Raw genomic sequence first — 22,803 nt, 5'->3', positions numbered from 1 at the left:
GCCGCCGCGAGGCCGCCGAGACCCGCAACCAGGCCGAGCAGCTCGTCTACCAGACCGAGAAGTTCCTCAAGGACAACGAGGACAAGGTCCCGGGCAACATCAGGACCGAGGTCGAGACGGCGGTGACCGAGCTCAAGGAGAAGCTGAAGGGCGAGTCCGCCGAGGGCGACAACACAGCGGAGATCCGCACCGCCACCGAAAAGCTCGCGGCGGTCTCCCAGAAGCTCGGCCAGGCCATGTACGCCGACGCGCAGAGCCGGCAGGCCGCGGGCGGTACCGGTGACGCCGGTGCCTCCCGGGCGACGGCCGACGACGATGTCGTCGACGCCGAGATCGTGGACGAGGACAAGCGCGACGACAAGCAGGAGGGAGCCGCGGGATGAACCGCCCGACCGATGTCCGCAGCCACCCCGGACCACCGCTGATGCTCGTCCCGGCCGGGCCGGGAGACGGCGCCACCGGCGGTACGGAGAGGGACGACCCGGCCCGCGGCGCGTCGCCGCCGCCCGAGCAGGGACTCCGCGCGGAGCTGCAGGAGCGCACGGCTGATCTGCAGCGGCTCAAGGCCGAGTACGACAACTACCGCAAGCGCGTGCACCGGGACCGGCAAGCGGTCCGCGAGATCGCCGTGGCCAATGTGCTCGGCCGGCTGCTGCCCGTGCTCGACGCGATCGCCGAGGCCGGGCAGCAGGGCGAGGTGACCGGCGGCTTCGCGCGCGTCGTCGAGGCGCTGGAAACGGAACTGGCGGGCCTGGGCCTGCAGTCCGTCGGCACGGTGGGCGAGCCCTTCGACCCGGTCGTGCACGAGGCCGTCTCCTACGACCGCAGTGACCGGTTCGAACGCCCCGTCTGCACCGCGGTCCTTCGCTCCGGATACCGGGTCGGCGACCAACTTCTGTCCCCCGCCCAGGTGGCGGTCACCGGACCGCCGGCCGGCCCATGACGCCCGGCGCGGACCCGGCACCGACAGGAGGACGATGACGGCAGCCCCGAGCCCTGTGACGGCGAGCCGAGTGACGACGTCCGCCTGGGTGGTGGAGCATCCAGGGCCGGTCACATCCGCGCCGCTGCGCCGCACGGAGCGCACGACCCCCGGCCCCGGCCCGTGCGAACTGCTGCTGCGCGTCCGTACGTGCGGCGTGTGCCGGACCGACCTGCATCTGGCCGAGGGCGACCTCGCGCCGCGCAAACCGCGCTGCACTCCGGGACACGAGGTGGTCGGCGAGGTGATCGCCACCGGGGCGGAAGTCGAGAACTTCGGCGTCGGCGACCGCGCGGGGGCCGCCTGGCTGGCCGGCACCTGCGGCCAGTGCCGCTACTGCCGTGCGGGACGGGAGAATCTGTGCCCCGGTTCGCGCTACACCGGTTGGGACATCCACGGCGGATTCGCCGAGCACATGGTGGTGGACGCCCGGTTCGCCTACCACCTCCCGGAGGGGTGGAGCGACGAGGACGCCGCGCCCCTGCTGTGCGCGGGCATCATCGGTTACCGGGCACTCGAGCGGGCGGCCCTGCCGCAGGGCGGCCGGCTCGGCATCTACGGTTTCGGGGCGTCCGCGCATCTGACCGCCCAACTCGCCGTCGCCCGGGGCGCGGAAGTCCACGTCGTCACCCGCTCGCCACAGGCGCAGCGGCTGGCCCTGGAGCTCGGGGCCGCGTCCGCCGGATCCGTCGCGCCACCGCAGCCGCTGGATTCCGCGATCCTGTTCGCCCCGGCCGGGAGCCTGGTGCCGGTGGCGCTCGAGGCCCTGGACCGCGGCGGCACGCTCGCGATCGCGGGGATCCATCTCAGTGCTGTCCCCCCGCTCGACTACGACCGGCACCTGTTCCAGGAGCGGAGCGTGCTCAGCGTCGCCGCCAACACCCGCGAGGACGGCCGTGCCTTCCTCGCCGAAGCGGAGCGGCTGCGGCCCAGCGTGCGTGTGACGCGCTACCCGATGCAGCGGGCGGACCAGGCCCTGGCCGATCTGGCGGCGGGACGGATCACCGGGGTGGCGGTGCTCGTCACGCAGTGAGGCGCCTTCACGCGACAGGGCCCCGGAGACATCCGTGGAGGAGGCGGTTGACGTCGTCGCCGACGACGGCCGGGGACGCAGTCCGTGGACACCTTGTGGGCCCAGGAGAAGTACGAGAACGGCTGGCCGTGCGAGGAGACGGCGAGGATGTTGCCGTCCGGGTCCCAGCCGCAGACCCGGGTGTCGGTCGACCCCCAGCAGCTGAGCCGCCGCGCGGGGCCGCCGTCGACCGGCGCGAGATGGACCTCGGAGTCGAGGCTGCGCCGGGTGGTGAAGGCGATGTGGCGCTCAGCGGCGTTTCGACCACGATCGCGATCGCAGCCGGCCTCGCCGGGCTGCCGCCCCTGGAGCCCGAGGTGCTGATCCTCGTCCCTCTCCAGGACCTGCCTCTCGCCGCCCGCGCGGAGGTGCTCGGCGTCCCGCCCGGCACGGTCGGGAGTGGGCTGCACCGCGCGCGCCGCATGGTGGGACGGTCCTTGCCGGGAGGGGATACGAGTGCCGCCGCACAGCCTCCCGCCGGGCCCACGGCCACGTGGCGCATCCGGCTCAGCGTGACGGCTCCCCCGCCCCGGCGTCGGCGAGCTCGGCGATCACTTCGGCATGGCAGCGCTCCGGGGCACACCAGCAGCCGAGCCTGCGGCCGCGCAGAGCAGGCAGCTGTGCCAGCAGCTCCGGCCGGTCCAGCAGATGGGCGCGGTACCGCTCGACGACCTCCTCCCGGCTGCCGTCGGGGCCCGGACGGAAGGGACTGGCGAGCGGTGAGGCGTCGAGGTGCCAGCCGCCCCGGTGCATGGCGCGCCCGACGTACACCACGTCCGCATACTCGGGGTCGTCGCGGTGCCCCTTGAGGTTGACCACCGTCGTGCTGTCCATGGACCGATCCTCCCTCCACGTCCAGACCTGTCCCAGTGGCGGAAACGACTCGAACGATATCGTTTGCGTCATGAAGGTCTCCGTGCTCGTCTACGACGGCGTTTTCGACTCCGGGCTCAGCGCGGCGCTGGACGTCCTGGAGGCGGCCAACGCGATGCGCGACCAACTGCCGCAGCCGCCCCCGCCGTGGAGCGTCACCACGATCGGCTTCCGGCGGCGTGTGCGCACCGGCGCGGGACATCTCGTCACGACCGAGCCCGTGACCGCGGCCGCCACCACGGATCTGCTCCTCGTGCCCGCCCTGGCCGAGCGGCGGCCCGACGCGCTCCTCGACCGGGTCGCGGGCAGCCCTCTGGCGCCGGTACGGAACGTGGTCGCCGACGTCCGCGAGCGGGGCACGCCCGTCGCGTCGGCGTGCACGGGCACGTTCCTCCTGGCCGAGTCGGGGGTGCTCGACGGGCGGCAGGCGACCACGACCTGGTGGCTGGCACCGGTCTTCCGCCGGCGGTACCCCGCCATCACCCTGGACGAGTCCCGGATGGTGACCACCTCGGACGGGGTGACCACGGCCGGCGCGGCCTTCGGACACGTCGACCTCGCGCTCGCCGTCGTCCGTACGACCAGCCCGGCCCTCGCGGAACTCGTCGCCCGCTACCTCGTCGTCGACGAGCGCCCCTCGCAGTCCGCGTACACGATTCCGAGCGCGCTCGCACAGAGCGATCCGCTGGTGGCCGCGTTCGAGCGGTGGGCGCGTCAGCATCTCGACGAGCCGCTCGGCCTGTCCGACGCCGCGCGCACCCTCGGGGTCAGCGAACGCACACTCCAGCGCACGGTGCGCCGCGTTCTGGGCACCACGCCCGTGCGCTTCGTCCAGGACCTGCGCGTCGAACAGGCCACGCATCTGCTGCGGACCACGGACCTGTCACTGGACGCCATCGCCCGCAGGGTCGGGTACGAGCACGCGAACACGCTGCGGATCCTGCTGCGCGACCGCATCGGCACGACGGCCGGAACGCTGCGCGCACGCTGAGGTGCAGCCGCGCTGTTCGCCGTGCACCGACCTCACGGCCCTCGCACTGGGCGGCCAGCATTAGGCAGGACACCACGCGTTTCCCGTCGACCAGCACGGTGCAGGCCCCGCACGCGCCCTGGTCGCACCCCTTCTTCGCACCGGTCAGGCCGAGGTGGTCCCGCAGGGCGTCGAGCAGGGTGACCCGGGCGTCGAGACGCAGCCGGTGGGCGGTGCCGTTGACAGTGAGGGTGACGTCGACGTACGGGACAGCGGGTGACAGGTCACCCGTCGAACCCGTCACGATCTCCGGTGGATTCATGGTGCCTCGATTCCGGATGTCCGTGCCCGGCGCTCCCGGTGAGCGGGAGGCGGACTGCTGGGCCTGGCCTCCGGACAGGACGTGATCCGGAGGACAGGCCCAGATTCGGCGCGTCTACGGGTGCAGCACGACCTTCGTGTAGCCCTCGATCCGCTTGTCGAACTTGTCGTACGCCGACGGCGCCTGGCCCAGGGGCAGTTCGTGCGAGACGACGAAGCTCGGCGTCGCCCTGCCCTCGATGATCATGTCGCGCAGGTACCGGTTGTAGCGCTTCACGTTGCACTGCCCCGTACCCACCTTCAGCCCCTTCTCGAAGAGCTTGCCGATCGATACGAGGAGCATGCCGTGCTTGGACTGCTCGTCGGGGCCTCCGGGGTCGGCCGGGACGTAGAGGCCCGGCACGCCGAGCATTCCGGTGGCCCTGACCGTGCCGATGAGCGAGTTCAGGACGGTCGCCGGTTCCTCGCGTTCCGTGCCGCGCGCCATGGCCTGGTAACCGACGGCGTCCACGCCCTTGTCGGTGCCGACGCCCTCGGTCTGTTCCTTGATCTGCTCCACCGCGTCGCCCTCGGCGAAGTTGATCGGGACCGCACCGATCTCCTCGGCCTTCTGGAGCCGCTCGGGAACCCGGTCGACCACGAAGACCTTCTTGGCTCCGCGCAGCAGCGCCGAGTAGGCGGCCATGAGTCCGACCGGTCCGCCGCCGTACACCGCGACGCTCTCGCCCGGGCGGACCTGGGCGAGTTCACAGCCGTGGTAGCCGGTCGGGAAGATGTCGGCGAGCAGCATGAAGTCGCTCTCGTGCTCGTTTCCCGGCGGCAGTTTCAGGCAGTTGAAATCCGCGTAGGGCACGCGCAGATATTCGGCCTGGCCGCCCATCCACGGCCCCATGGCGACATAACCGTAGGCGCCGCCCGCGAAACCGGGATTGACGGTCTGACAGAATCCGGTGAATCCCTCGACGCAGTTGGTGCAGAATCCGCAGGCCACGTTGAAGGGCATGACCACGCGGTCGCCCTCCTTGAGCGAGGTGACGCCCTGGCCTATTTCCTCGATGATTCCCATGTTCTCGTGGCCGAAGACGATGCCGGGCTCCGCCGCGGTACGGCCTTCGTACATGTGCAGGTCGGAGCCGCATATCGCGGTGGAGGTGATCCGTACGAGCACGTCGTTCGGATGCTGGATGCTTGGCTTCTCAACCTCTTCGACCGCCACAGTGAACGGTCCCTTGTACACGACAGCCTTCATGGCTACCTCCGCTCGGCGATGTGCGCATGCGATTACCGCCCCCGCCCGCTTTCTCCGCGTGACCTATCTCTCATGATTCTCCGGCCCGGAGGATCGGACAACCCGGTAATGTCGGGATATCTCCCAGGTACCCCACCAAGGAATGGAAAGCGAGGACGAGACAGTGGCAGCACAGCGGCTCGGGACCCTGCTCGTCCCCGTACCCGGCCTGTCCGGCACGACCTACCCGGTCGGAACGACGGTGACTGTCCGCGGTCGCGGCGCGACCGTCGACGCCTTCGTGAACGGTGACTGGCTCCCTCTCTCGTGGTGGGAATTCTCCGACGGCCTCCGTGAGGACATCGCCGACCGCTGACCGGCGGGGCGCACGGGCGCACCGACGGGCCTGCACGAGGTGTGCGGCCATGATCGATGACGCCGGCGTCACACCAGCTCGGCGAAGATCTCCACGGCGTGGGTACGCCCGGTGACGATGATGATGTCCCCACGTCGTACGACCGTCTCCGCGGTGGCGTACGTGAAGTCCTCACCTGCGCGTTTGATGCCGACAACCGTGATCCCGCACTCCGCCCGGACCCTGAGTTCGCCCAGCGGACGCCCGGTGGCGGACGCCGGTGCGACGGTCCTGGCCAGGGCGTAGTCGTCGTCGAACTCGATGAAGTCGAGCAGCCGCCCGGTGACCAGGTGGGCCACCCGCTCCCCCATGTCGTGCTCCGGCAGGACCACGTGGTGCGCGCCGACCGGCTCCAGGATCCTGCCGTGCTGGCGGCTGACCGCCTTGGCCCAGATGTGCCGCACCCCCGCGTCGGCGAGGTTGGAGGTGACGAGGATGCCGGCCTCCAGATCGTCGCCGATGCCCACCACGACTCTGGAGAACTCGGCCACCCCCAGCTGCTCGCGCGCCTCGGGGTCGGTGCAGTCCGCGGCCGCCACGTGCGTCAGTTCATCGCGCAGCCGCTGCACCAGGGTGGCATCGGAATCCACGCCCAGTACGTCCCGGCCGCGGCGGATCAGCTCGGATCCGAGCGAGGTCCCGAAGCGTCCCGGCCCGATCACCGCGACCCGGAGGTCGCCGACGCCGAAGCCGGCGGCTCCGGTTGCGGCGTCTCGCCGGGACGTACCGCGGAGACGGTGCGCGCCGCGACGCGTCCTGCGGCGCAGCTCGGTGAGAAGTACTCGGACCGGGGCGATGCCGAGATCTTCGTGGACGGCGCGTCGATGAGGCTGGTGGACACCACGGCGACCGAACGCCCGGCGCAGGCGGCGATCTTCAGCGTCGAGGGACTGAGCCCGGGCGAGCACATCGTGCAGATCGTCAAGCGCAGCGGGAAGTACGCCACGCTCGACGGCTTCAGGGTGACGTACCGGACGATGGCTGTCGTGAGTTACCTCGTCATCGTCAAGGACATCAAGCGACTCGAGCTCGAGGACATCCACGACGAGGCCCGCGCGGCACAGCCCGCCCGACCTGACCCACGACCTCTCGGCCACCGGCCCCGGACCGCGTATTGGATCAAGCAGACGACCGGCGGCAACCCCAACAACATCCAGCAGGGCTACCGACTCGACGGCACCGTAGCCGAGTCGGGCTCCTCGGTCGCCTTCATCGCCCCGTTCGCCGTGGCCGCCGCGGCGGACTCCGGCAGCCAGGCGCGGCTGGACGCGCTCTGGAACAAGCTCAACGCGACCCCGCTCGACCCGTCCGGCTACTACGGCGCCAGCATCGAGCTCCAGGTGATGACCGCCATCACCGGCTACTGGCTCGCCTGACATCCCTGGGTCCGCCGTGCCCGTCTTCGCCTCGGTCGAGGACGGGCACGGCGCGACCTCGCCCTCGGCGACTTGCTCGCCGCCCCGGAGCACCTCAGGGTGAGGTGAAGGGAGCAGATGGCCGTCCGGGGAAAAGGGAGACGAGATGAGCATGTTCGACACCGCCCGCGTGGCCACCCGGCTTCCCGCCCAGGATCTGGACCGCGCACGGCGCTTCTACGCGGAAAAGCTCGGCCTGGAGCCCGTCGAGGAGCGGCCGGGCGGGCTGCTCTACCGGTGCGGGGGATCGGATTTCGTCCTGTTCCGGTCGATGGGAGCCTCGCCCGGCACCTTCACCCAGATGGCGTGGGAGGTCGACGACATCGAGGCCGTCACGCAGGAACTCAGGCGGCGCGGGGTCGTTTTCGAGGACGTGGACGCGCCCGGCATGAAGACCGTCCAGGGGATCGCCGAGATCGAGGGGAACTATCCGAGCAAAGGCGCGTCGGGAGAGCGCGGCGCCTGGTTCCGCGACAGCGAGGGCAACATGCTCGGGATCGGACAGCCGGTCCGCTGATCCCCCACGGCCGCGCGGCGCCCGAGCGATGTCGATCGGATCATCGTGCGGACCGGAGGAAGATGCTCGCGAGGTGCAGTCCGGCGAGGTGGACGGTGGCGGTCGTCTCTTAGCGGTGACGAACCCCGCTACTTTTTCCAGCGGTTGATGCACCGCTCGACGGTTGCGTTGCTTGTTCGCCTCGCGGACGACGGCCGATGGCCTGCCGCCTGTCCCCGCTGCCGCGACGCGGCCGGTGGCCACGCCTGTCCGCCGGAACGGGGATCACGGCCCGGATGCCGCGCGGGGAGCCTCGTCGGTTGGGACGGCCTCCGGCCGGGTACGGGGCCGGCCGCGTCGGCGCGGAACACGCAGGCGGGCCACGACCTCAGGGATGGCGGGGGCGTCGCTGGCCTGCCCGGCAGTGAGAACGAAGACCAAGGGCCGGCAGTGGGCGTCGGCTGCGAGATGGACCGTCATGGTCGGCCCGCCGCGGAGAGCCGGCCGACGGTACGGTCGTCGGCCATCGGGCCGGGGCCCTTCTTGCGGCCCCGGCCACATGCCGGCGAGCCCGGCGATCGTGGAGTCCACCGACACCGCCAGGTTCGGATCCGCGTCGGCGTCTGCCTGGGCCATCAGCGCCGTGAACACCCGCTCCCACGTGCCGTCGACGGCGCCCTCCACGCGATCGCGTCGATCACCTCACGATGGTTGCCCCCCGGTCACCCGCTTCGGTGTCCGGTCGGGACGCAACGGCTCGATCCGCGACCGACCGGATCGTGCCGCGGGTGAACCCGCGTGCTGACCGGCCCCTCGCCATGCCACTTGCGTGTCAGGAGTAGAAGTTGCGCTGCCAGCGGTGCTTGGCCAGCACGGCGAGCTGGTCGGCGGTCAGCGAACGGCCGTCGCTCAGGGCCGTGTTGCGCTCGACATTGCGTATGGTGCGCATTCCCGGGATGACGGTGGAGACCGTCGGCGAACTCAGCACGAACCGCAACGCGTTCTCGGCGATCTCGTCGGGGGCGATGTCGAGGTCGGCGACGATCGCGGCCACCCGCTGTTCGACCTGCGCCGGGCGATCACCGCGGAAGTAGCGATTGCGCCAGTCGCCCTCGGGGAACGTCGTGTCGGCGGTGATCCGACCGGTGAGGCCGCCCTCGTCCAGCGCCACCCGCACGATGACACCGACGCCATGCTCCGCACAGGCCGGCAGCAGTGTGTCGGCGGGTGCCTGGTCGAAGATGTTGTAGATGACCTGAACGCTGTCCACGGCGCCGCTACGGACGAGTGCGAGCGCGTTGTCGGGCTGGTGGTCGTTGATGGAGACACCGAACAGGCGGATCTTTCCCTCCTCCTTCAGCTCGGCGATCGTCTCCAGCCAGTCGCCACGGCCGACCCAGTCATCGCTCCAGACATGGAACTGCAATACGTCGAAGTGGTCCAGGCCGCCGGCGCGCAGACTGGTCTCCAGGCTTTCGCGGATGTGCGCGCCGGGGAAGGTCTCAGCAGGGTCCAAGCCGTCGGGCGCCGGCCAAACACCGTTCTTCGGTGGCACTTTGGTCGCGACGAGAACCTCGTCGCCGGCCCGCTCGCGGACGACCCGGCCGACGATCCGCTCGCTCTCGCCGTAGCCGCGGGCGGTATCGATGAAGTTCACACCAAGGTCGATGGCACGGTGCAGGGCGCGTACGGATTCGTCCTCCGTGGCACCCACCCAACTGGACGCACCGATGCCCCACGCGCCGTAACCGACCTCGGACACCGACAATCCACTGCGTCCCAGCTCGCGGTAGCGCAAAACCATCCTCCACGTCGTGGTCCTCGTCCTGGCCGGGGCTCCCGCCAGAAATCAGGTTGACGATAGTTGACCTCGGCGGCCAGGTCACATGGGATCTGCTGTGGCCGCAGCCGTGACGACCCTCGGCGCCGGTCCTGGCCTTCGCAGATCAGGTGGTGTCCGCCGCGCCTCCACGGCCCCGCGCCGCCGCGAAGTCCACTTCGGACGCGGGCAGCACCCGGATGCTCCGCCCGGCGGAATCGTCCCGGCCCTTCGTCCGGACGAAACCGCCGACGAGATCCACGTCGCAGTCGCCGCCCACGGCAAGCGAACCCTGACTCAGGTCACCAACCGTCAGCACGCAATTCGGACGATAACGCCTCATATCGCCCCGTAGTGGAAGACCGAGGGCCGCTCAGGGTATTGCCCTGGCGGCCCCTCTCTGCTTATCGTCGCGCCGTTCATCGAATCGATTCGATGAGTTCGACAGATCGACGGACCCGGTCGGACTGGACCGCGCCGGACGAGCAGAGCAACGGGCAGGTGGGCATGGCCACGATCAAGGACGTCGCCGAGCGGGCAGGCGTGGCGCCCAGCACCGTCTCGTATGTCCTGAGCGGCTCCCGCAAGATCTCCGAGGACACCCGTCGCGCGGTCCAGTCGGCGATCGACGAACTCGGCTACCACCCACGCGCCAGCGCCCGCACCCTGCGCAGCTCCCGCACCCGGGTACTCGCGCTGGCGGTGCCGCGCGTGCCCGGCGAGTACCGGGCGATCGACGGCCGGTTCGCCATCGACGTCACCGACGCCGCGCGCGGTCACGGCTACGACGTGCTGCTCATGACCGACCTGGACGGCGTCGGTGGGCTGCGCCGCGTGGCCCGCAGCGGGCTCGCGGACGCGACGGTGCTGATGGCGGTCGAGGACCGCGACCCCCGTATCGAGGTCCTGCGCGAACTGGGCTTCCCCGCGGCGCTGCTCGGCCACGACGACCACGCGGCGCTGCCCTGGACCGACCTCGACTGGGAGGCCGCCGTCGCCCTGGCCGTGCGCGAGACCGCCGCTGCGGGCCACCGCCGGATCGTCTTCCTGTCCTCGGCCGAGCACGAGATCGCCGCCCGCCGCGGCTATGCGCTGCGCGGCCTCGACGGCGCCCGGCGTGCCACCGCGGAGACCGGGGCCGAGGTACGGGTGCTCGTGTCCCACCGCGACCCGGACGCTCTCGGGCGGCGGCTGCACGAGGCGCTGACCGAGCGGCCCGCGCCGACGGCGCTGGTCGTCCAGCACCTGATCCTGCTCCCACACCTGCTGGACGCCGTGTCCAGGGCCGGGCTCCGCGTGCCCGATGATCTGGCCGTCGTGCTCGTCGGCAGCCTCCCGGACGAGATGGGCATCCGTCACCTGCCGCGCATCGACCTGCCCGTCGCGGAGATGTCGACGGCCGTGGCCCGACTGGCCGTCCAGGCGATCGAGACCGGCTCGAGCGCGCCGGCGACGCTCCCGGGTCCGGCCAACGGGTCCGGCACGCCGCACCACCTGATCCAGCCCCGGATGGCCGACGGGCCCGGCATCGGCCCACCGACGCGCGGCTGAGCCCGGAAGCCACGGGCTCTCCCGAACCATCGGCGTTACCAGCAGCGCCCCAGACCACAGCATGTCCAGAGCCGAACATGTAATGGAGAACCCATCATGCCGTCCCCCTCAGGACGCAGACACCTACGCGTTCCCGTCCCCGCGCTGGGCGCCGCACTCGCCTGCAGCACCCTTGCGCTGGGGCTGGCCGGCTGCGCCGCCGAGCCCGATCCCGGCACCGTCACGGTCCTGAACTCGGCCACCGACACCGCCGAGCACACCGCCAACCAACGGTTCTTCGACCGCTGCGCCAAGCCGCTCGGCCTGAAGGTCGAGCAGATCAGCGTCCCCGCCGACCAGGTCGCCTCGAAGGCGCTGCGGATGGCGTCGTCCGACTCGCTCACCGACATCCTGGAGCTCGACGGCTCGGAGCTGCCGCAGTTCGCGCAGACCGAGGGCCTGCGGCCGCTGAAGGAGGCCGGCGTCGACACCGCCGGGTTCTCCGCGAGCGCCACCTCCCTCGGCTCGTACGGGGGTACCCAGTACGGCATCGCACGCTCGGTCAACTCCCTCGCGCTGATCTACAACACCGAGCTCCTGAAGGAGGCGGGCATCACCCCGCCCACCACCTGGGAGGAGCTGCGGGCCGCCGCGAAGAAGCTGACCTCCGGGGACACCTACGGGATGGCGTTCAGCGCCTCCCCCAACGCCGACGGTGTCTACCAGTTCCTGCCCTTCTTCTGGTCCGCCGGCGGTGACGAGGCGAAGCTCGACAACGGCAAGGGCGAGGCCGCCCTCCAGTTCTGGAAGGACCTGCTCGCGGACGGCTCCGCGTCGAAGTCGGTCGTCAACTGGAACCAGCAGGACGTCAACGACCAGTTCGTCGCAGGCCGCGCCGCCATGATGATCAACGGCCCCTGGCAGGTGCCGGTCCTCAGCGCGCAGAAGAACGTCGACTGGGCGGTCGCGAGCATCCCGGTGCCCGAGGCCGGTGAGCCCGCCGTCCCGCCGATCGGCGGCACCGTGATGGCCGTGCCGAAGAACGACGACCGGGCCCGTGAGAAGAACGCCGGCAAGCTGCTCAACTGCCTCAACTCGCAGGAGAACCAGCTCCAGTGGGGCGAGTCGGTCAACAACGTGCCCACGCGCGCCGCGGCGGCGGAGGCCTACGCCGTCCAGAACCCGAAGCTCGCCGCCTTCGCCGAGCTGGTCACCACGGCCCGCTCCCGTACCGCGAAGGTCGGCACCGGATGGCCCGTCGTCGGTGACGCGCTCGCCGGCGCCTTCCAGTCCGTACTGACCGGGCGCACCAGCCCGCAGGACGCCATGAGCCGGGCCCAGCAGCAGGCCACGGCGGGGAAGTGAGGAAGAGGCCATGACCACCATCACCTCTGTCGCGCCCGCCAAGGGCACCACCGAAGCGCGGGCCACCGCTGACCGGAGGCGTCGGCACGCTCTGCTGCGCTGGGCCTTCGTCGTACCCGCGCTCACCTACATGGCACTCTTCTTCGGCTACCCGCTCATCCGCAACTTCGTGATGAGCTTCCAGCACTACACGCCGAAGACGTACTTCACCGGCGAGGCTCCGTTCAACGGCCTCGACAACTGGCGCGCCGTGTTCGCCAACGAGCTGTTCACCGACGCCGTGTGGCACACGGCCCTCTTCACCGCCGGCTCACTGCTCGGCCAGTTCACCATCGGTCTCGGGCTCGCGGTCTTCTTCTCCCGCCGCTTCCGGCTCTCCGGGCCCATCCGCGCCGTCCTGCTGCTGCCCTGGCTCGTGCCCATGGTGGTCTCCGCCATCGTGTGGCGCCGCATCCTGGACCAGGAGCACGGGATGCTCAACACCGTGCTGCACGCCCTCGGGCTCGTGTCTGCGGACGGCGTGCCGTGGCTCAGCAGCCCGGGCGTGGCGCTGACGTCGGCGATCCTGGTCAACATCTGGATCGGCATCCCGTTCAACATGGTGATCCTCTACGGCGGTCTCCAGGAGATCCCGCGCGAACTGTACGAGGCCGCGTCGCTGGACGGCTCCGGCCCGTGGCGCACGTTCCGCAGCATCACGCTGCCGATGCTCCGCCCGGTGATCACCGTCGTGCTGGTGCTGGGCTTCATGTCGACGGTGAAGATCCTCGACCTGATCCTGGCGCTCACCTCCGGTGGGCCCGCCGACTCCACACAGACCCTGGGCACGGTCTCGTACCAGCTGTCCTTCCTCCAGCTCGACTTCGGCCAGGGCGCCGTCGTGGGCAATGTCCTGATCCTCATCAGCGCGGTCTTCGCCGTGTTGTACCTGCGGGCCAACCGCGCCGACTTCGGCAAGGGGAAGTGACCGACGATGAACCGATCCGTCAACGCATCGCACAGTGCCCCGGTGAGCCGGCCCTCCGGCCGCGTGCGCCTGCTGTCGGCGTGGAACACCACCGCGGCGCTGCTGATCCTCGCCGTCCTGCTCTTCCCGGTGTACTGGATGCTCAACACCGCCCTCCAGCCCGAGTCGAGCGTCGCGGCCACCGAGTGGTTCCCCTCCTCGCCGAGCCTGAAGAACTTCGAGACCGCGATCAGCACCCAGGGCGGCTCGCTGCTCACCAGCCTCGCCGTCGCCCTCGGCGCCGTCGTCGTCTGTCTCGCACTGGCCGCGCCCGCCGCGTACGGCCTGGCCCAGTTCGGGCTGCGCGGCGGTCAGAGCATCGTCTTCACGACGCTCATCACGCAGATGGTGCCGGGCATCGTGATCGCCAACGCCATGTACAGCGCGTACGCGGAGCTCGGCCTGGTCAACTCGTATCTCGGTCTGATCCTCGCGGACGCCTCGCTCGGGCTGCCGTTCTCGATCGTGCTGCTGCGGGCGTTCATGGTCTCCATCCCCACCGAGGTCGTGGAGGCGGCCATGGTGGACGGGGCGAACCGGTTCACCGCGTTCGTGCGGATCGTGCTGCCGATGAGCCGCAACGCGCTGATCACGGCGGGTCTGTTCACCTTCCTCTTCGCCTGGTCGGACTTCCTGTTCGCTCTCACGCTCAACACCACGGACGACGTCAAACCGATCACGCTGGGCATCTACCAGTTCGTCGGTGCGCACGTCAGCGACTGGGGCGCGGTCATGGCGACCGCCGTGCTCTCCGCCGTACCGGCCGCGATCCTGCTGGTCGTCGCCCAGAAGTACATCGCCGCCGGGATCACCGGCGGATCGATCAAGTAAGGCCGTCTCATGAGTCTTCCCGAGTCCCCCGCATCCACCGAGTTCCCCGAGTTCCCCGACGGCTTCCTCTTCGGTACCGCCACCGCCAGTTACCAGATCGAGGGCGCGTACGACGAGGACGGCCGGGGCCCGTCGATCTGGGACACCTACAGCCGCGAGCCCGGACGGGTCGCCGGCGGTGCCACCGGCGACATCGCCTGCGACCACTACCACCGCTACCGCGAGGACGTCGCCCTGCTGGGCGACCTGGGCGTCGACAGCTACCGCTTCTCGGTCGCCTGGCCGCGCATCCAGCCGGAGGGAACGGGCCCGGCCAACGCTGCGGGGCTCGACTTCTACGACCGTCTCGTCGACGAACTGCTGGCTTCCGGCATCTCCCCCGCCGCCACCCTCTACCACTGGGACCTGCCCCAGGCACTGGAGGACCGGGGTGGCTGGCGGGTGCGCGAGACGGCGGAGCGCTTCGGCGAGTACGCCGCCCTGGTCGCCGACCGGCTCGCCGACCGAGTGGACCGCTGGATGACCCTGAACGAGCCGTTCTGCAGCGCCTTCGTCGGCTACGCGGCGGGCGCCCACGCGCCGGGCGCCCGCGAGGGCCGCGGCGCGCTCGCCGCCGCCCATCATCTGCTCGTCGGCCACGGCCTGGCCGTGCGCGCGCTGCGCGCAGCGGGCGCCCGAGAGGTCGGGATCACGCTCAACCCCGACCGGCTGCTGCCGGCCACCGACTCCCCGGCCGACCTCGCCGCCGTACGCCGTGCCGAGACGCTGCACAACGACGTCTGGTTCGAGCCGCTGTTCGCCGGGCGCTACCCGGAGCACGAGGCCGGGACCTGGGGCGAACTCGCCGACGGCTCCTACCGCCGCGAGGGCGACGTCGCCCTCGTCGCCGCCCCTCTCGACTTCGTCGGCATCAACTACTACCGGCCGATCACCGTCGCCGACGCCCCGTACCACGACCCGCACCCGGCGACCCGCACGGCGGTCGACATCCGGGCGGAGGAGTCGTGGCGCGACGACGTCCGGCACACCACCATGGGCTGGCCCGTCGTCCCGCACACCTTCACCGACCTGCTGGTCGACCTCGCCAAGCGCTATCCCGCCCTGCCGCCGATGCTGATCACCGAGAACGGCTCGGCGGAGGCCGACACGGTCGAGGCCGACGGCCGGATCCACGACACCGACCGGATCGACTACCTCCGCAGCCATCTGGACGCCCTCGCCGCCGCCGTCCGCGCCGGTGTCGACGTCCGCGGCTACTACGTGTGGTCGCTGCTGGACAACTTCGAGTGGGCCCGCGGCTACGACCAGCGCTTCGGCATCGTCCGGGTCGACTACGCCACCCAGCAGCGCACCCCCAAGGACAGCTACCACTGGTATCGCGAGCTGATCGCCGCCCACCGCGCCCGCACCCACGCCCAGCCCCGGACCCCGGGCACTCGTACAACCCCCGGTAAGGACCCCCGATGAAGTTCACCGACGGCTACTGGCTGATGCGCGAGGGCGTCCAGGCCTCGTACGCGGCCGAGGTCGCCGACGCGCGCGTCGACAACGACCGGCTCACGCTCCACGCCCCGGTGCGCCACGTGACGGACCGCGGCCACACACTCAACAGCCCGCTGCTGACCGTCGAATGCTGGTCGCCCGCCGAAGGCGTGATCGGTGTCCGCTCCACCCATCACGCGGGCGCCGCCGAACGCGGCCCGGAGTTCGCGCTGCGCGCCGAGCCCGGCCACACCGCCAAGGTCACCCGGGACGGCTCGCTGCTCGAGCTGACCGCGGGGGAGCTTTCCCTGCGCGTGGACACCGCGGCCCCCTGGCGGCTGGACTTCACCGCCGACGGACGGGTCCTCACCTCGGCGGAGGCCCGCGGCACCGGCTTCGCCCTCACCGACGACGGGAGCCACCACTCGCTGGCGCAGCTCACCCTCGGTGTCGGCGAGCTGGTGTACGGGCTCGGCGAGCGCTTCACCCCGTTCACCAGGAACGGCCAGACCGTCGACATCTGGCAGGCCGACGGCGGCACCGCCAGCGAGCAGGCGTACAAGAACGTCCCCTTCCACCTCACCAACCGGGGCTACGGCGTCTTCGTCAACCACCCCGGCAAGGTCAGCTACGAGATCGGCTCCGAGGCCGTCGGGCGGGTGCAGTTCAGCGTCGAGGACCAGTCGCTGGAGTACTTCGTCATCCACGGTCCGACGCCCAAGGACATCCTTGACCGCTACACCGCCCTGACCGGCCGCCCGGCACTGCCGCCCGCCTGGTCGTTCGGCCTGTGGCTGTCGACCTCCTTCACCACCTCCTACGACGAGGAGACGGTGAACCGGTTCGTGCGCGGCATGGCCGAGCGGGACATCCCGCTGGGCGTCTTCCACTTCGACTGCTTCTGGATGCGCGAGTACCAGTGGTGCGACTTCACCTGGGACCCGGACGTCTTCCCCGACCCGGAGGGCATGCTGCGGCGCCTCAAGGAAGAGCACGGGCTGCGGGTCTCGGTGTGGATCAACCCCTACATCGCCCAGAAGTCGGCACTGTTCGCGGAGGCCAAACGGCTCGGCTACCTGGTGCGCAGGGCCAACGGCGACGTGTGGCAGTGGGACCTGTGGCAGGCGGGCATGGCGCTGGTCGACTTCACCAACCCGGACGCCCGGGAGTGGTACGCGGGCAAGCTGCGGGCGCTCACCGCGCAGGGCGTCGACTGCTTCAAGACCGACTTCGGTGAGCGCATCCCCACCGACGTGGTCTGGCACGACGGATCCGACCCGGAGCGGATGCACAACTACTACACACAGCTCTACAACGAGACGGTCTTCGACGTGCTGACCGAGGCCCGGGGCGCCGGCGATGCGGTGCTCTTCGCCCGGTCGGCGACGGCCGGCGGCCAGCAGTTCCCGGTGCACTGGGGCGGCGACTGCGAGTCCCACTTCGGCGCGATGGCCGAGTCGCTGCGCGGCGGCCTGTCGCTCGGCCTGTCCGGCTTCGGCTTCTGGAGCCACGACATCGGCGGCTTCGAGGGCACGCCGACTCCCGAGGTGTTCAAGCGGTGGGTGCAGTTCGGCCTGCTCTCCTCGCACAGCCGGCTGCACGGCAGCAAGTCGTACCGTGTGCCGTGGGACTACGACGACGAGGCGGTGGCGGTCACCCGCGACTTCACCCGCCTCAAGCACCGGCTCATGCCGTACCTGTTCCGCGCGGCACAGCAGGCGGCCGAGCGCGGCACACCCGTGATGCGCGCGATGGTCATCGAGTTCCCGGACGACCCCGCCTGCCACACACTCGACCGGCAGTACATGCTCGGCGACGACCTGCTCGTGGCGCCCGTCTTCTCCGCGGACGGCGAGGTCGAGTACTACGTGCCCGACGGCGCATGGACCCATCTGCTGTCGGGCGAGCGGATCCAGGGACCCGGCTGGCGGCGTGAGCGGTACGGCTACGACAGCCTGCCGCTGCTCGCCCGCCCCGGCTCCGTGATCCCGTTCGGGGACAGCGACGACGAGGCGGTCTACGACTGGGCGCACGGGGTGACGCTGCGCGTCCACGCACCGGTCGACGGTGTAACGGCGGTGACGCGGATCCCGGCCCCGGACGGCTCCGGCTCGGCGAAGGCCCCCACGGTCGCGGTCTTCCGCACGCGCCGGGAGGGTGACGTCGTCACCGTCGAGGCGGAGGGAGCACCCGGTCCGTGGCGGGTGCTGCTGGTGGGCACGGAGGCGGAGCGCGGTGAGGGGTCGCCCGCGTCGGTGTCCGTCGAGCGGACCGGGCTCGGCACGCTGGTCGGCGCCCCCGCCGGCACGACCATGGTCACGGCACTTCTCACGGGGAGTTGATACAGAACTCGCAGTGCACGTGGTCGGGGCCCCTGCCGTCGCGCGGGGCGGGAGCCGGCGCCGTGGGCGACCGGGGCGGGCGGGCAAGGGAGACGGGGGCGTGGGCCCTCTATGCGCGGAATCTCGCCGGTGTCCGTCCGGCCCAGGGCCGTGCCGACTCCAGTTGGGCCGCCAGTGACAGCAGCGTCGTCTCGTCGTCGCGCCGGCCGACAAGCTGTACGGCGAGGGGCAGGCCTGCACCGGTGAGCCCGGCCGGGACCGAGGCCGCGGGGTTGCCGGTGACGTTCCAGAGTGCGCAGTACGCGATCATCGGCATCGCACGCAGTACGGCCCGGATCGTTCCGGTGCCCGTCAACTGGCCGGTCCTGGGCGGGACACCGGCGATCGTCGGAGTGAGCAGCACGTCGATCCGCTCGAAGACCCGGTTCGCCTTCGCGCCGATCTTCTCTCCCCGGGCGATGGCCCAGCGGGTGACCCCGGGACGGGCCCAGGTACCGAGGCGGACGGTCTCGCGCGTCCGCCGCTCGAGCCGCCCGTAGTCGTCCGTCGCGAAGGCCTCGGTGCGCAGACCGGCGAACCACTGGGAGACGAACGCCGCTGTCGGGTCCGGGTAGCGGGGGTCGATCTCCTCGACGTGATGGCCCAGCTCGGCAAGCAGCGCCGCCGTCTCCGTGACGGCGCGCACCACCTCGGCCGACGGCTTCACTCCCCGGGCGACCGGCTTGGTGGACCAGCCGATCCTCAGCCGCCGGGGCTCGGTGGCCGCGGCCGTGGTGAACGAGGTGGCCGGCTCGGCGGCCCGGAACATGTCGCCGGCCGTGGAGCCGCGGATCGCGTCGTACACGAGGGCGGAGTCCAGCACCGAGCGCGTCAGCGGACCGATGACGCCGAGGCCCCACCAGAGGTGGGGGTGCGGGGCGGTGCTGACGCGGCCGCGGGTGGGCTTCAGCCCGAACAGGCCGCAGCAGGCGGCCGGGATCCGGATCGAGCCGCCGCCGTCTCCGCCGATGGCGGCCGGGACCAGGCCGGCCGCGACCGCGGCTGCGGAGCCACCGCTGGAACCGCCGGGCGAGTGGTCGAGCGACCACGGGTTGAGGGTCGTGCCGCACGCCGAGGACTCGGTGAACGGAAACAGCCCGAACTCCGGCATGTTCGTCTTGCCGATGACGACCGCGCCCGCGGCGCGCAGCCGGCGCACCACTTCGCTGTCCGCGGCCGCGGGGCGGGTGTTCGCCGCGGTGCCGAAGGTCGTCACGTGCCCCTCGACGTCGTTCTCCTCCTTGATGGCGACGGGCACTCCGTGCAGCGGGCCGCGCTCGTCCCGCGGGGTGGCATCCCGGCGAGCGGCCTCGGCCAGCGCCTCCTCCGCCATCGTCACGGTGAACGCGTTGAGGATCCCGTCGTGCTCCTCGATGCGGGCGAGCAGCAGTCGGGTGAGTTCACGTGCAGAGATGTCACCGGCCCGGACGGCGGCGGCCTGCCCTGCGACTCCGGCGTACACAAGATCCTCGGTCATTGACGGGGAAGGTACATCCGGCTGCCGCGGCCTGCGTAGCACGCGTCGCAGTGATGCCGGTCACATCGGTGCGCCCGGGCGCCATGTGCGCAAGAGGGTTCTCCGGCATTGACGGAGGCTCGGTGTCCGGCAGGCCGCGTGGCGACACTCCGGCCGTGCCCGGTACAGGGGCCTCCAGGGGCCGCGGCGGCCGGCCGGCGGCTGCGGGGAGGCGTCGAGCTGTAATGCGTCCTGCCCGACGGCGACATCGTCCTCGCCGGCCGGCACGATGACCGGACGGTCGAGCCCGACGGGGACTTCCCCCGCTTCATCGACGACGGCCGGTTCGCCCAGGGCCTGGCCGGCGACGCCTCCGTCTCGCCCGAGCGGCCTTCAACGCGACCGTCGAACTCGGTGCCGCCGGGGCGTGGAGCGCCTTCACGCCGCATGCCCACGGCGGCGAGCGCTTCGTCCTCGGTCTCGGCCATGCCGCGTGCGGTGCGCACGGCGCAGACTGCGGGGAGGTTGCCGACGTCCCGCTCGTGCCCGGGACGATGATCCGCTTCCCAGGACGGGCACGGCCCGGCCTGCCGAGGCGCTGGTCCGGGTGACCGACCGTCAGGGAAGCCGCCCGCTCGGGGGCTGGGCACCCGTCCAGGTGGACGGCGTCATACGCGGGGGCCGAACGGCCGCCTTGCGCAGGTGTCCGGGTGGGGTTCACCTCTCCGCGGCCGCGCCCCCCTCGGCGCCCTCGCCCGTGTCCGGCTCGACCGGTGCCGGAGGATGAGCACTCCGGCGTCCGTTGGAGCTCGCCAGAACGTCGTGCACGGCATACGAGTGCGCCCCGGAGCCGGCCCGGCCGGCCGCGCGCACCCTCGTCCCGCCGTCGACGACCAGATCCGTTCCCGTGACCCACTCCGCCGCGTCGGAGACCAGCCACAGCACCGCGCGCGCCACGTCCTCGGGTTCGCCGATCCGCGCCAGCGGCAGGCTCCGGGCGACCCGCTCCTCCGCCTGTTCCCAGACGAATCGCGCCATCTCGGTGCGCACGAGCCCTGGTGAGACCGCGTTCACGCGTACGCCGGGGGCGAGTTCACCCGCGAGCTGGCGGGTGAGGTGCAGCAGGGCCGCCTTGCTCGTGCCGTACGCCCCGACGTTCGGGCCCACACCGTGCGTGCCCTCGGTGCAGATGTTGACGACCGCGCCGCCGTGCTCCCCCATCCACGCCCTCCAGGCGAGCTGGCTCAGGCGCAACGGCGCCTCCACGTTGACGGTGAAGGCGTCGCGCCAGGCCGTGGGGTCGGCATCCATGAGCGGGCCGAACGGGGCGTTGGTCGCGGCATTGTTGACGAGGATGTCGAGCCGGCCGAACTCCCGTACCGCGAGTTGCGTGCACGCCTCCAAATGCGCCGGGTCCGCGACCGAGCCGGCGCACCCGGCTGCCCGGATCCCGGTGGCGGCGAGCCGGTCGACCGCCGCGGCCACTCCCTCGGGGTCGCGTGCGGTGACGCAGACCATCGCGCCCGCTTCGCCCAGGGCCTGCGCCGTGGCGAGACCTATACCGCGCGAGGCTCCGGTGACCAGGGCCGCGCGGCCGTCCAGTGCCGGTGATGACGACGCCATCCCCGTACGATCTCATGACGGAGCGTCAGAAGCCCCTGTGCGGCGGCCGGTGGTTGCCGTCAGTACCAGTCGGTGCGGCCGCCGGTGTCGCAGACCTCGAGGAGAACCTCTCCGGACTCCGGGTTGCTGCCGGCCGCGAGGCGCACCCGGGCACCCACCCAGACGCGGTGCGGTTCGGTGCCGATCACTCGGCAGCGGAACGTGAATCCTTCCGGGAACCGCACGAGCGACTCATTGCGCGCGACCTTGGTGTAGCGGTGCACCACGGTCGATTCGACGACCACGCCCTCGCTCAGGCTCTCCTCCGACTCGAGGTCGCTGGATGCACATACGGGGCACAGGAGCCGCCTGAAGGATGCGGTACCGCACCAACGACACCGCTGAAAGATCAGACCGGCCTGCCGCTGCGCCGTCGGCGCAGCCGCGCCTGCTGTCTGGGACACGTCTCGACTCCCTGCACTCGGCCCGTACGCGCCGCGCCCTTGCGTCGACGCACGCACCATAGGGCACTGAGTGCCACCCCGTAAAGGTACTGAGTGCCGATGAGGTCGGTCACCCTTCGCCGAGGGCCGACTCGATGCTCTGCACCACGCGCCACATGGGAGCGCCCTTCGGGGCGACGATCACGATCACCTCGCCCTCGGCGGCAGCCTGCTCGGACACCGGTGCGGGCGCCTGCCCGCGCACACCGCCCGCACCCCCCGCACCACTCCCCCAGACCTCACGGACGAGCCCGAGGGCATGGTCCACCGCGGCCTCGGGGTCATCCGCACCACCCGACCGCAACCAGGTCCGCAAGCCGTTGTTGTGGGCAGCGACCACGGCGGCGGCGATCACCTCGGCCCGCAGGCCGCCGTCGGGGGTCCCCGCGTAGCGGGCGCGGAGGTAGCCGGCCAGCGTCCGCTCGTAGCGGCGCACGACGGAGAGTTCATAGGTGCGCAGACCGGGCACTTCGCGCGTGAGACGGTAGCGCTGCACCGAGAACTCGGGATTGGCTGCGTACATGCGCAGGACCAGCCGTGCCGCGTCGCACACAGCGGCCACCGGGTCCTCGTCCTCGGCCGCGTCCAGGTAGGCGGTCATGTCGGCCAGACAGCGGTCGTGGTCGGGGAAGACCGCGTCCTCCTTGGAGGGGAAGTAGCGGAAGAACGAGCGGCGCCCGACACCCGCCCTGGCCACGATGTCGTCCACGGTGGTCTGCTCGAACCCGCGTTCAAGGAAGAGCTGGAACGCAGCCTCGGCGAGAACCTCCCGCATGGGCACCTTCGCGGGATCGGCAGCGACGTCCCCGACCGCCGCCTTGCGGCGTTTGCGCACCTCAGTCATGCCGGGACCGTAACACCGGAGAGCCATTTTGGCACTCCGTACCTTTACTCGGGGTACTGAGTGCCATAATATCGGATGCGCGAGCCATACGCAGTCGTGGAACCGTTCAGTCATCAGGGAGAGCCGGCGTGAGCTTGAGGATCGTTGTCTGTGTGAAGTACGTGCCGGATGCCACCGGTGATCGGCATTTCGCGGATGACCTGACGGTCGAT

Annotated in this window: 22 protein-coding genes and 4 pseudogenes; 15 read left to right on the top strand and 11 right to left on the bottom strand. The window is 71.1% G+C overall.

Annotated features, from left to right (window positions below; translation table 11 throughout):
* The 3 genes from ABT078_RS40080 to ABT078_RS40070 all read left to right on the top strand — a co-directional run.
* Nucleotides 1-383, top strand: a 383-nt coding sequence (locus ABT078_RS40080) for an Hsp70 family protein (protein ID WP_351236961.1), incomplete at its 5' end; no start/stop codon positions are given.
* Nucleotides 380-943, top strand: coding sequence for a nucleotide exchange factor GrpE (grpE, locus tag ABT078_RS40075; protein ID WP_351236959.1), 564 nt, complete (start codon nt 380-382; stop codon nt 941-943). The genes ABT078_RS40080 and grpE, both read left to right, overlap by 4 nt.
* Nucleotides 944-977: 34 nt before the next feature.
* A complete protein-coding gene (locus ABT078_RS40070) occupies nt 978-2,015 on the top strand; it encodes a zinc-dependent alcohol dehydrogenase family protein (protein WP_351236957.1) in 1,038 nt (345 codons plus the stop codon).
* 62 nt (nt 2,016-2,077) lie between these two features.
* Here the strand turns inward: ABT078_RS40070 and ABT078_RS40065 are convergent.
* Nucleotides 2,078-2,302: pseudogene (locus ABT078_RS40065) on the bottom strand (hypothetical protein); the annotation flags it as partial.
* Between ABT078_RS40065 and ABT078_RS40060 the strand changes: the two are divergent.
* A pseudogene (locus tag ABT078_RS40060) lies at nt 2,255-2,416 on the top strand (hypothetical protein); the annotation flags it as partial. The pseudogenes ABT078_RS40065 and ABT078_RS40060 sit on opposite strands and share 48 nt — an antisense overlap.
* A 145-nt stretch (nt 2,417-2,561) precedes the next feature.
* Here ABT078_RS40060 and ABT078_RS40055 read toward each other — a convergent pair.
* Complete coding sequence (locus tag ABT078_RS40055) at nt 2,562-2,888, bottom strand: DUF4326 domain-containing protein (RefSeq protein ID WP_351236955.1); 327 nt, start codon at nt 2,886-2,888, stop codon at nt 2,562-2,564.
* A gap of 70 nt (nt 2,889-2,958) precedes the next feature.
* On the opposite strand from ABT078_RS40055, the gene ABT078_RS40050 reads away from it, so the two are divergent.
* Nucleotides 2,959-3,918: a GlxA family transcriptional regulator gene (locus ABT078_RS40050; RefSeq protein ID WP_351236953.1), complete on the top strand. Its 960-nt coding sequence runs from the start codon at nt 2,959-2,961 to the stop codon at nt 3,916-3,918.
* Between the two features lie 109 nt (nt 3,919-4,027).
* Here the strand turns inward: ABT078_RS40050 and ABT078_RS40045 are convergent.
* Together ABT078_RS40045 and ABT078_RS40040 are read right to left on the bottom strand one after the other, a co-directional pair.
* Nucleotides 4,028-4,219: pseudogene (locus tag ABT078_RS40045) on the bottom strand (oxidoreductase); the annotation flags it as partial.
* 114 nt (nt 4,220-4,333) lie between these two features.
* Nucleotides 4,334-5,467, bottom strand: coding sequence for a glutathione-independent formaldehyde dehydrogenase (locus ABT078_RS40040; protein WP_351236951.1), 1,134 nt, complete (start codon nt 5,465-5,467; stop codon nt 4,334-4,336).
* Between the two features lie 163 nt (nt 5,468-5,630).
* On the opposite strand from ABT078_RS40040, the gene ABT078_RS40035 reads away from it, so the two are divergent.
* Entirely contained in the window at nt 5,631-5,822 is a 192-nt protein-coding gene (locus ABT078_RS40035) for a hypothetical protein (RefSeq protein ID WP_351236971.1), read from the top strand.
* A 68-nt stretch (nt 5,823-5,890) separates the two neighbouring features.
* Here ABT078_RS40035 and ABT078_RS40030 read toward each other — a convergent pair whose 3' ends face one another.
* Complete coding sequence (locus ABT078_RS40030) at nt 5,891-6,478, bottom strand: potassium channel family protein (RefSeq protein ID WP_351236969.1); 588 nt, start codon at nt 6,476-6,478, stop codon at nt 5,891-5,893.
* Here ABT078_RS40030 and ABT078_RS40025 point away from each other — a divergent pair.
* Together ABT078_RS40025 and ABT078_RS40020 are read left to right on the top strand one after the other, a co-directional pair.
* Nucleotides 6,401-7,237, top strand: a complete 837-nt coding sequence (locus tag ABT078_RS40025) for a hypothetical protein (RefSeq protein WP_351236973.1) — start codon at nt 6,401-6,403, stop codon at nt 7,235-7,237. The two genes, ABT078_RS40030 and ABT078_RS40025, sit on opposite strands and share 78 nt — an antisense overlap.
* A 145-nt stretch (nt 7,238-7,382) precedes the next feature.
* On the top strand, nt 7,383-7,793 hold the full coding sequence (locus ABT078_RS40020; RefSeq protein ID WP_351236949.1) for a VOC family protein: 411 nt from the start codon (nt 7,383-7,385) through the stop codon (nt 7,791-7,793).
* 811 nt (nt 7,794-8,604) lie between these two features.
* On the opposite strand, the gene ABT078_RS40015 is transcribed toward ABT078_RS40020, so the two are convergent.
* Both ABT078_RS40015 and ABT078_RS40010 read right to left on the bottom strand, forming a co-directional pair.
* Nucleotides 8,605-9,570 carry an aldo/keto reductase gene (locus ABT078_RS40015; RefSeq protein WP_351236967.1) on the bottom strand — a complete coding sequence of 322 codons (966 nt, stop codon included), beginning with the start codon at nt 9,568-9,570 and terminating at the stop codon, nt 8,605-8,607.
* 148 nt (nt 9,571-9,718) lie between these two features.
* The gene (locus ABT078_RS40010) at nt 9,719-9,910 is read right to left on the bottom strand and encodes a hypothetical protein (protein WP_351236947.1); all 192 of its coding nucleotides are present in this window, start codon (nt 9,908-9,910) and stop codon (nt 9,719-9,721) included.
* A gap of 116 nt (nt 9,911-10,026) precedes the next feature.
* Here ABT078_RS40010 and ABT078_RS40005 point away from each other — a divergent pair, with 116 nt between their 5' ends.
* From ABT078_RS40005 to yicI, 6 genes are all read left to right on the top strand, one after another.
* On the top strand, nt 10,027-11,142 hold the full coding sequence (locus ABT078_RS40005) for a LacI family DNA-binding transcriptional regulator (RefSeq protein ID WP_351236945.1): 1,116 nt from the start codon (nt 10,027-10,029) through the stop codon (nt 11,140-11,142).
* Nucleotides 11,143-11,238: 96 nt separating this feature from the next.
* Nucleotides 11,239-12,486: a sugar ABC transporter substrate-binding protein gene (locus ABT078_RS40000; protein ID WP_351236943.1), complete on the top strand. Its 1,248-nt coding sequence runs from the start codon at nt 11,239-11,241 to the stop codon at nt 12,484-12,486.
* Nucleotides 12,487-12,496: 10 nt separating this feature from the next.
* Entirely contained in the window at nt 12,497-13,453 is a 957-nt protein-coding gene (locus ABT078_RS39995; RefSeq protein ID WP_351236941.1) for a carbohydrate ABC transporter permease, read from the top strand.
* A 6-nt stretch (nt 13,454-13,459) separates the two neighbouring features.
* Nucleotides 13,460-14,323, top strand: coding sequence for a carbohydrate ABC transporter permease (locus tag ABT078_RS39990; protein WP_502981541.1), 864 nt, complete (start codon nt 13,460-13,462; stop codon nt 14,321-14,323).
* 9 nt (nt 14,324-14,332) lie between these two features.
* Complete coding sequence (locus ABT078_RS39985) at nt 14,333-15,790, top strand: GH1 family beta-glucosidase (RefSeq protein ID WP_351236939.1); 1,458 nt, start codon at nt 14,333-14,335, stop codon at nt 15,788-15,790.
* Nucleotides 15,787-18,147, top strand: a complete 2,361-nt coding sequence (gene yicI, locus ABT078_RS39980; protein ID WP_351236937.1) for an alpha-xylosidase — start codon at nt 15,787-15,789, stop codon at nt 18,145-18,147. The genes ABT078_RS39985 and yicI overlap by 4 nt, the downstream gene beginning before the upstream one ends.
* Before the next feature lie 109 nt (nt 18,148-18,256).
* On the opposite strand, the gene ABT078_RS39975 is transcribed toward yicI, so the two are convergent.
* The 4 genes from ABT078_RS39975 to ABT078_RS39960 form a co-directional block, all read right to left on the bottom strand.
* Complete coding sequence (locus ABT078_RS39975; RefSeq protein ID WP_351236935.1) at nt 18,257-19,663, bottom strand: amidase; 1,407 nt, start codon at nt 19,661-19,663, stop codon at nt 18,257-18,259.
* Between the two features lie 696 nt (nt 19,664-20,359).
* On the bottom strand, nt 20,360-21,265 hold the full coding sequence (locus tag ABT078_RS39970; RefSeq protein WP_351236933.1) for an SDR family oxidoreductase: 906 nt from the start codon (nt 21,263-21,265) through the stop codon (nt 20,360-20,362).
* Nucleotides 21,266-21,324: 59 nt separating this feature from the next.
* Nucleotides 21,325-21,708 (bottom strand): Zn-ribbon domain-containing OB-fold protein, encoded by a 384-nt coding sequence (locus tag ABT078_RS39965; RefSeq protein WP_351236931.1) that lies wholly within the window; start codon nt 21,706-21,708, stop codon nt 21,325-21,327.
* 109 nt (nt 21,709-21,817) lie between these two features.
* A complete protein-coding gene (locus tag ABT078_RS39960; protein WP_351236963.1) occupies nt 21,818-22,522 on the bottom strand; it encodes a TetR family transcriptional regulator in 705 nt (234 codons plus the stop codon).
* Nucleotides 22,523-22,719: 197 nt separating this feature from the next.
* Here ABT078_RS39960 and ABT078_RS39955 point away from each other — a divergent pair.
* Nucleotides 22,720-22,803 (top strand): annotated as a pseudogene (locus tag ABT078_RS39955) (electron transfer flavoprotein subunit beta); the annotation flags it as partial.

This window comes from Streptomyces sp. NPDC002133, assembly GCF_040296405.1.
In the GTDB taxonomy this organism is placed as follows: domain Bacteria; phylum Actinomycetota; class Actinomycetes; order Streptomycetales; family Streptomycetaceae; genus Streptomyces.
The sequence above is the reverse complement of the archived record's forward strand: the minus strand, read 5'-3'. Positions and strand labels throughout refer to the sequence as shown.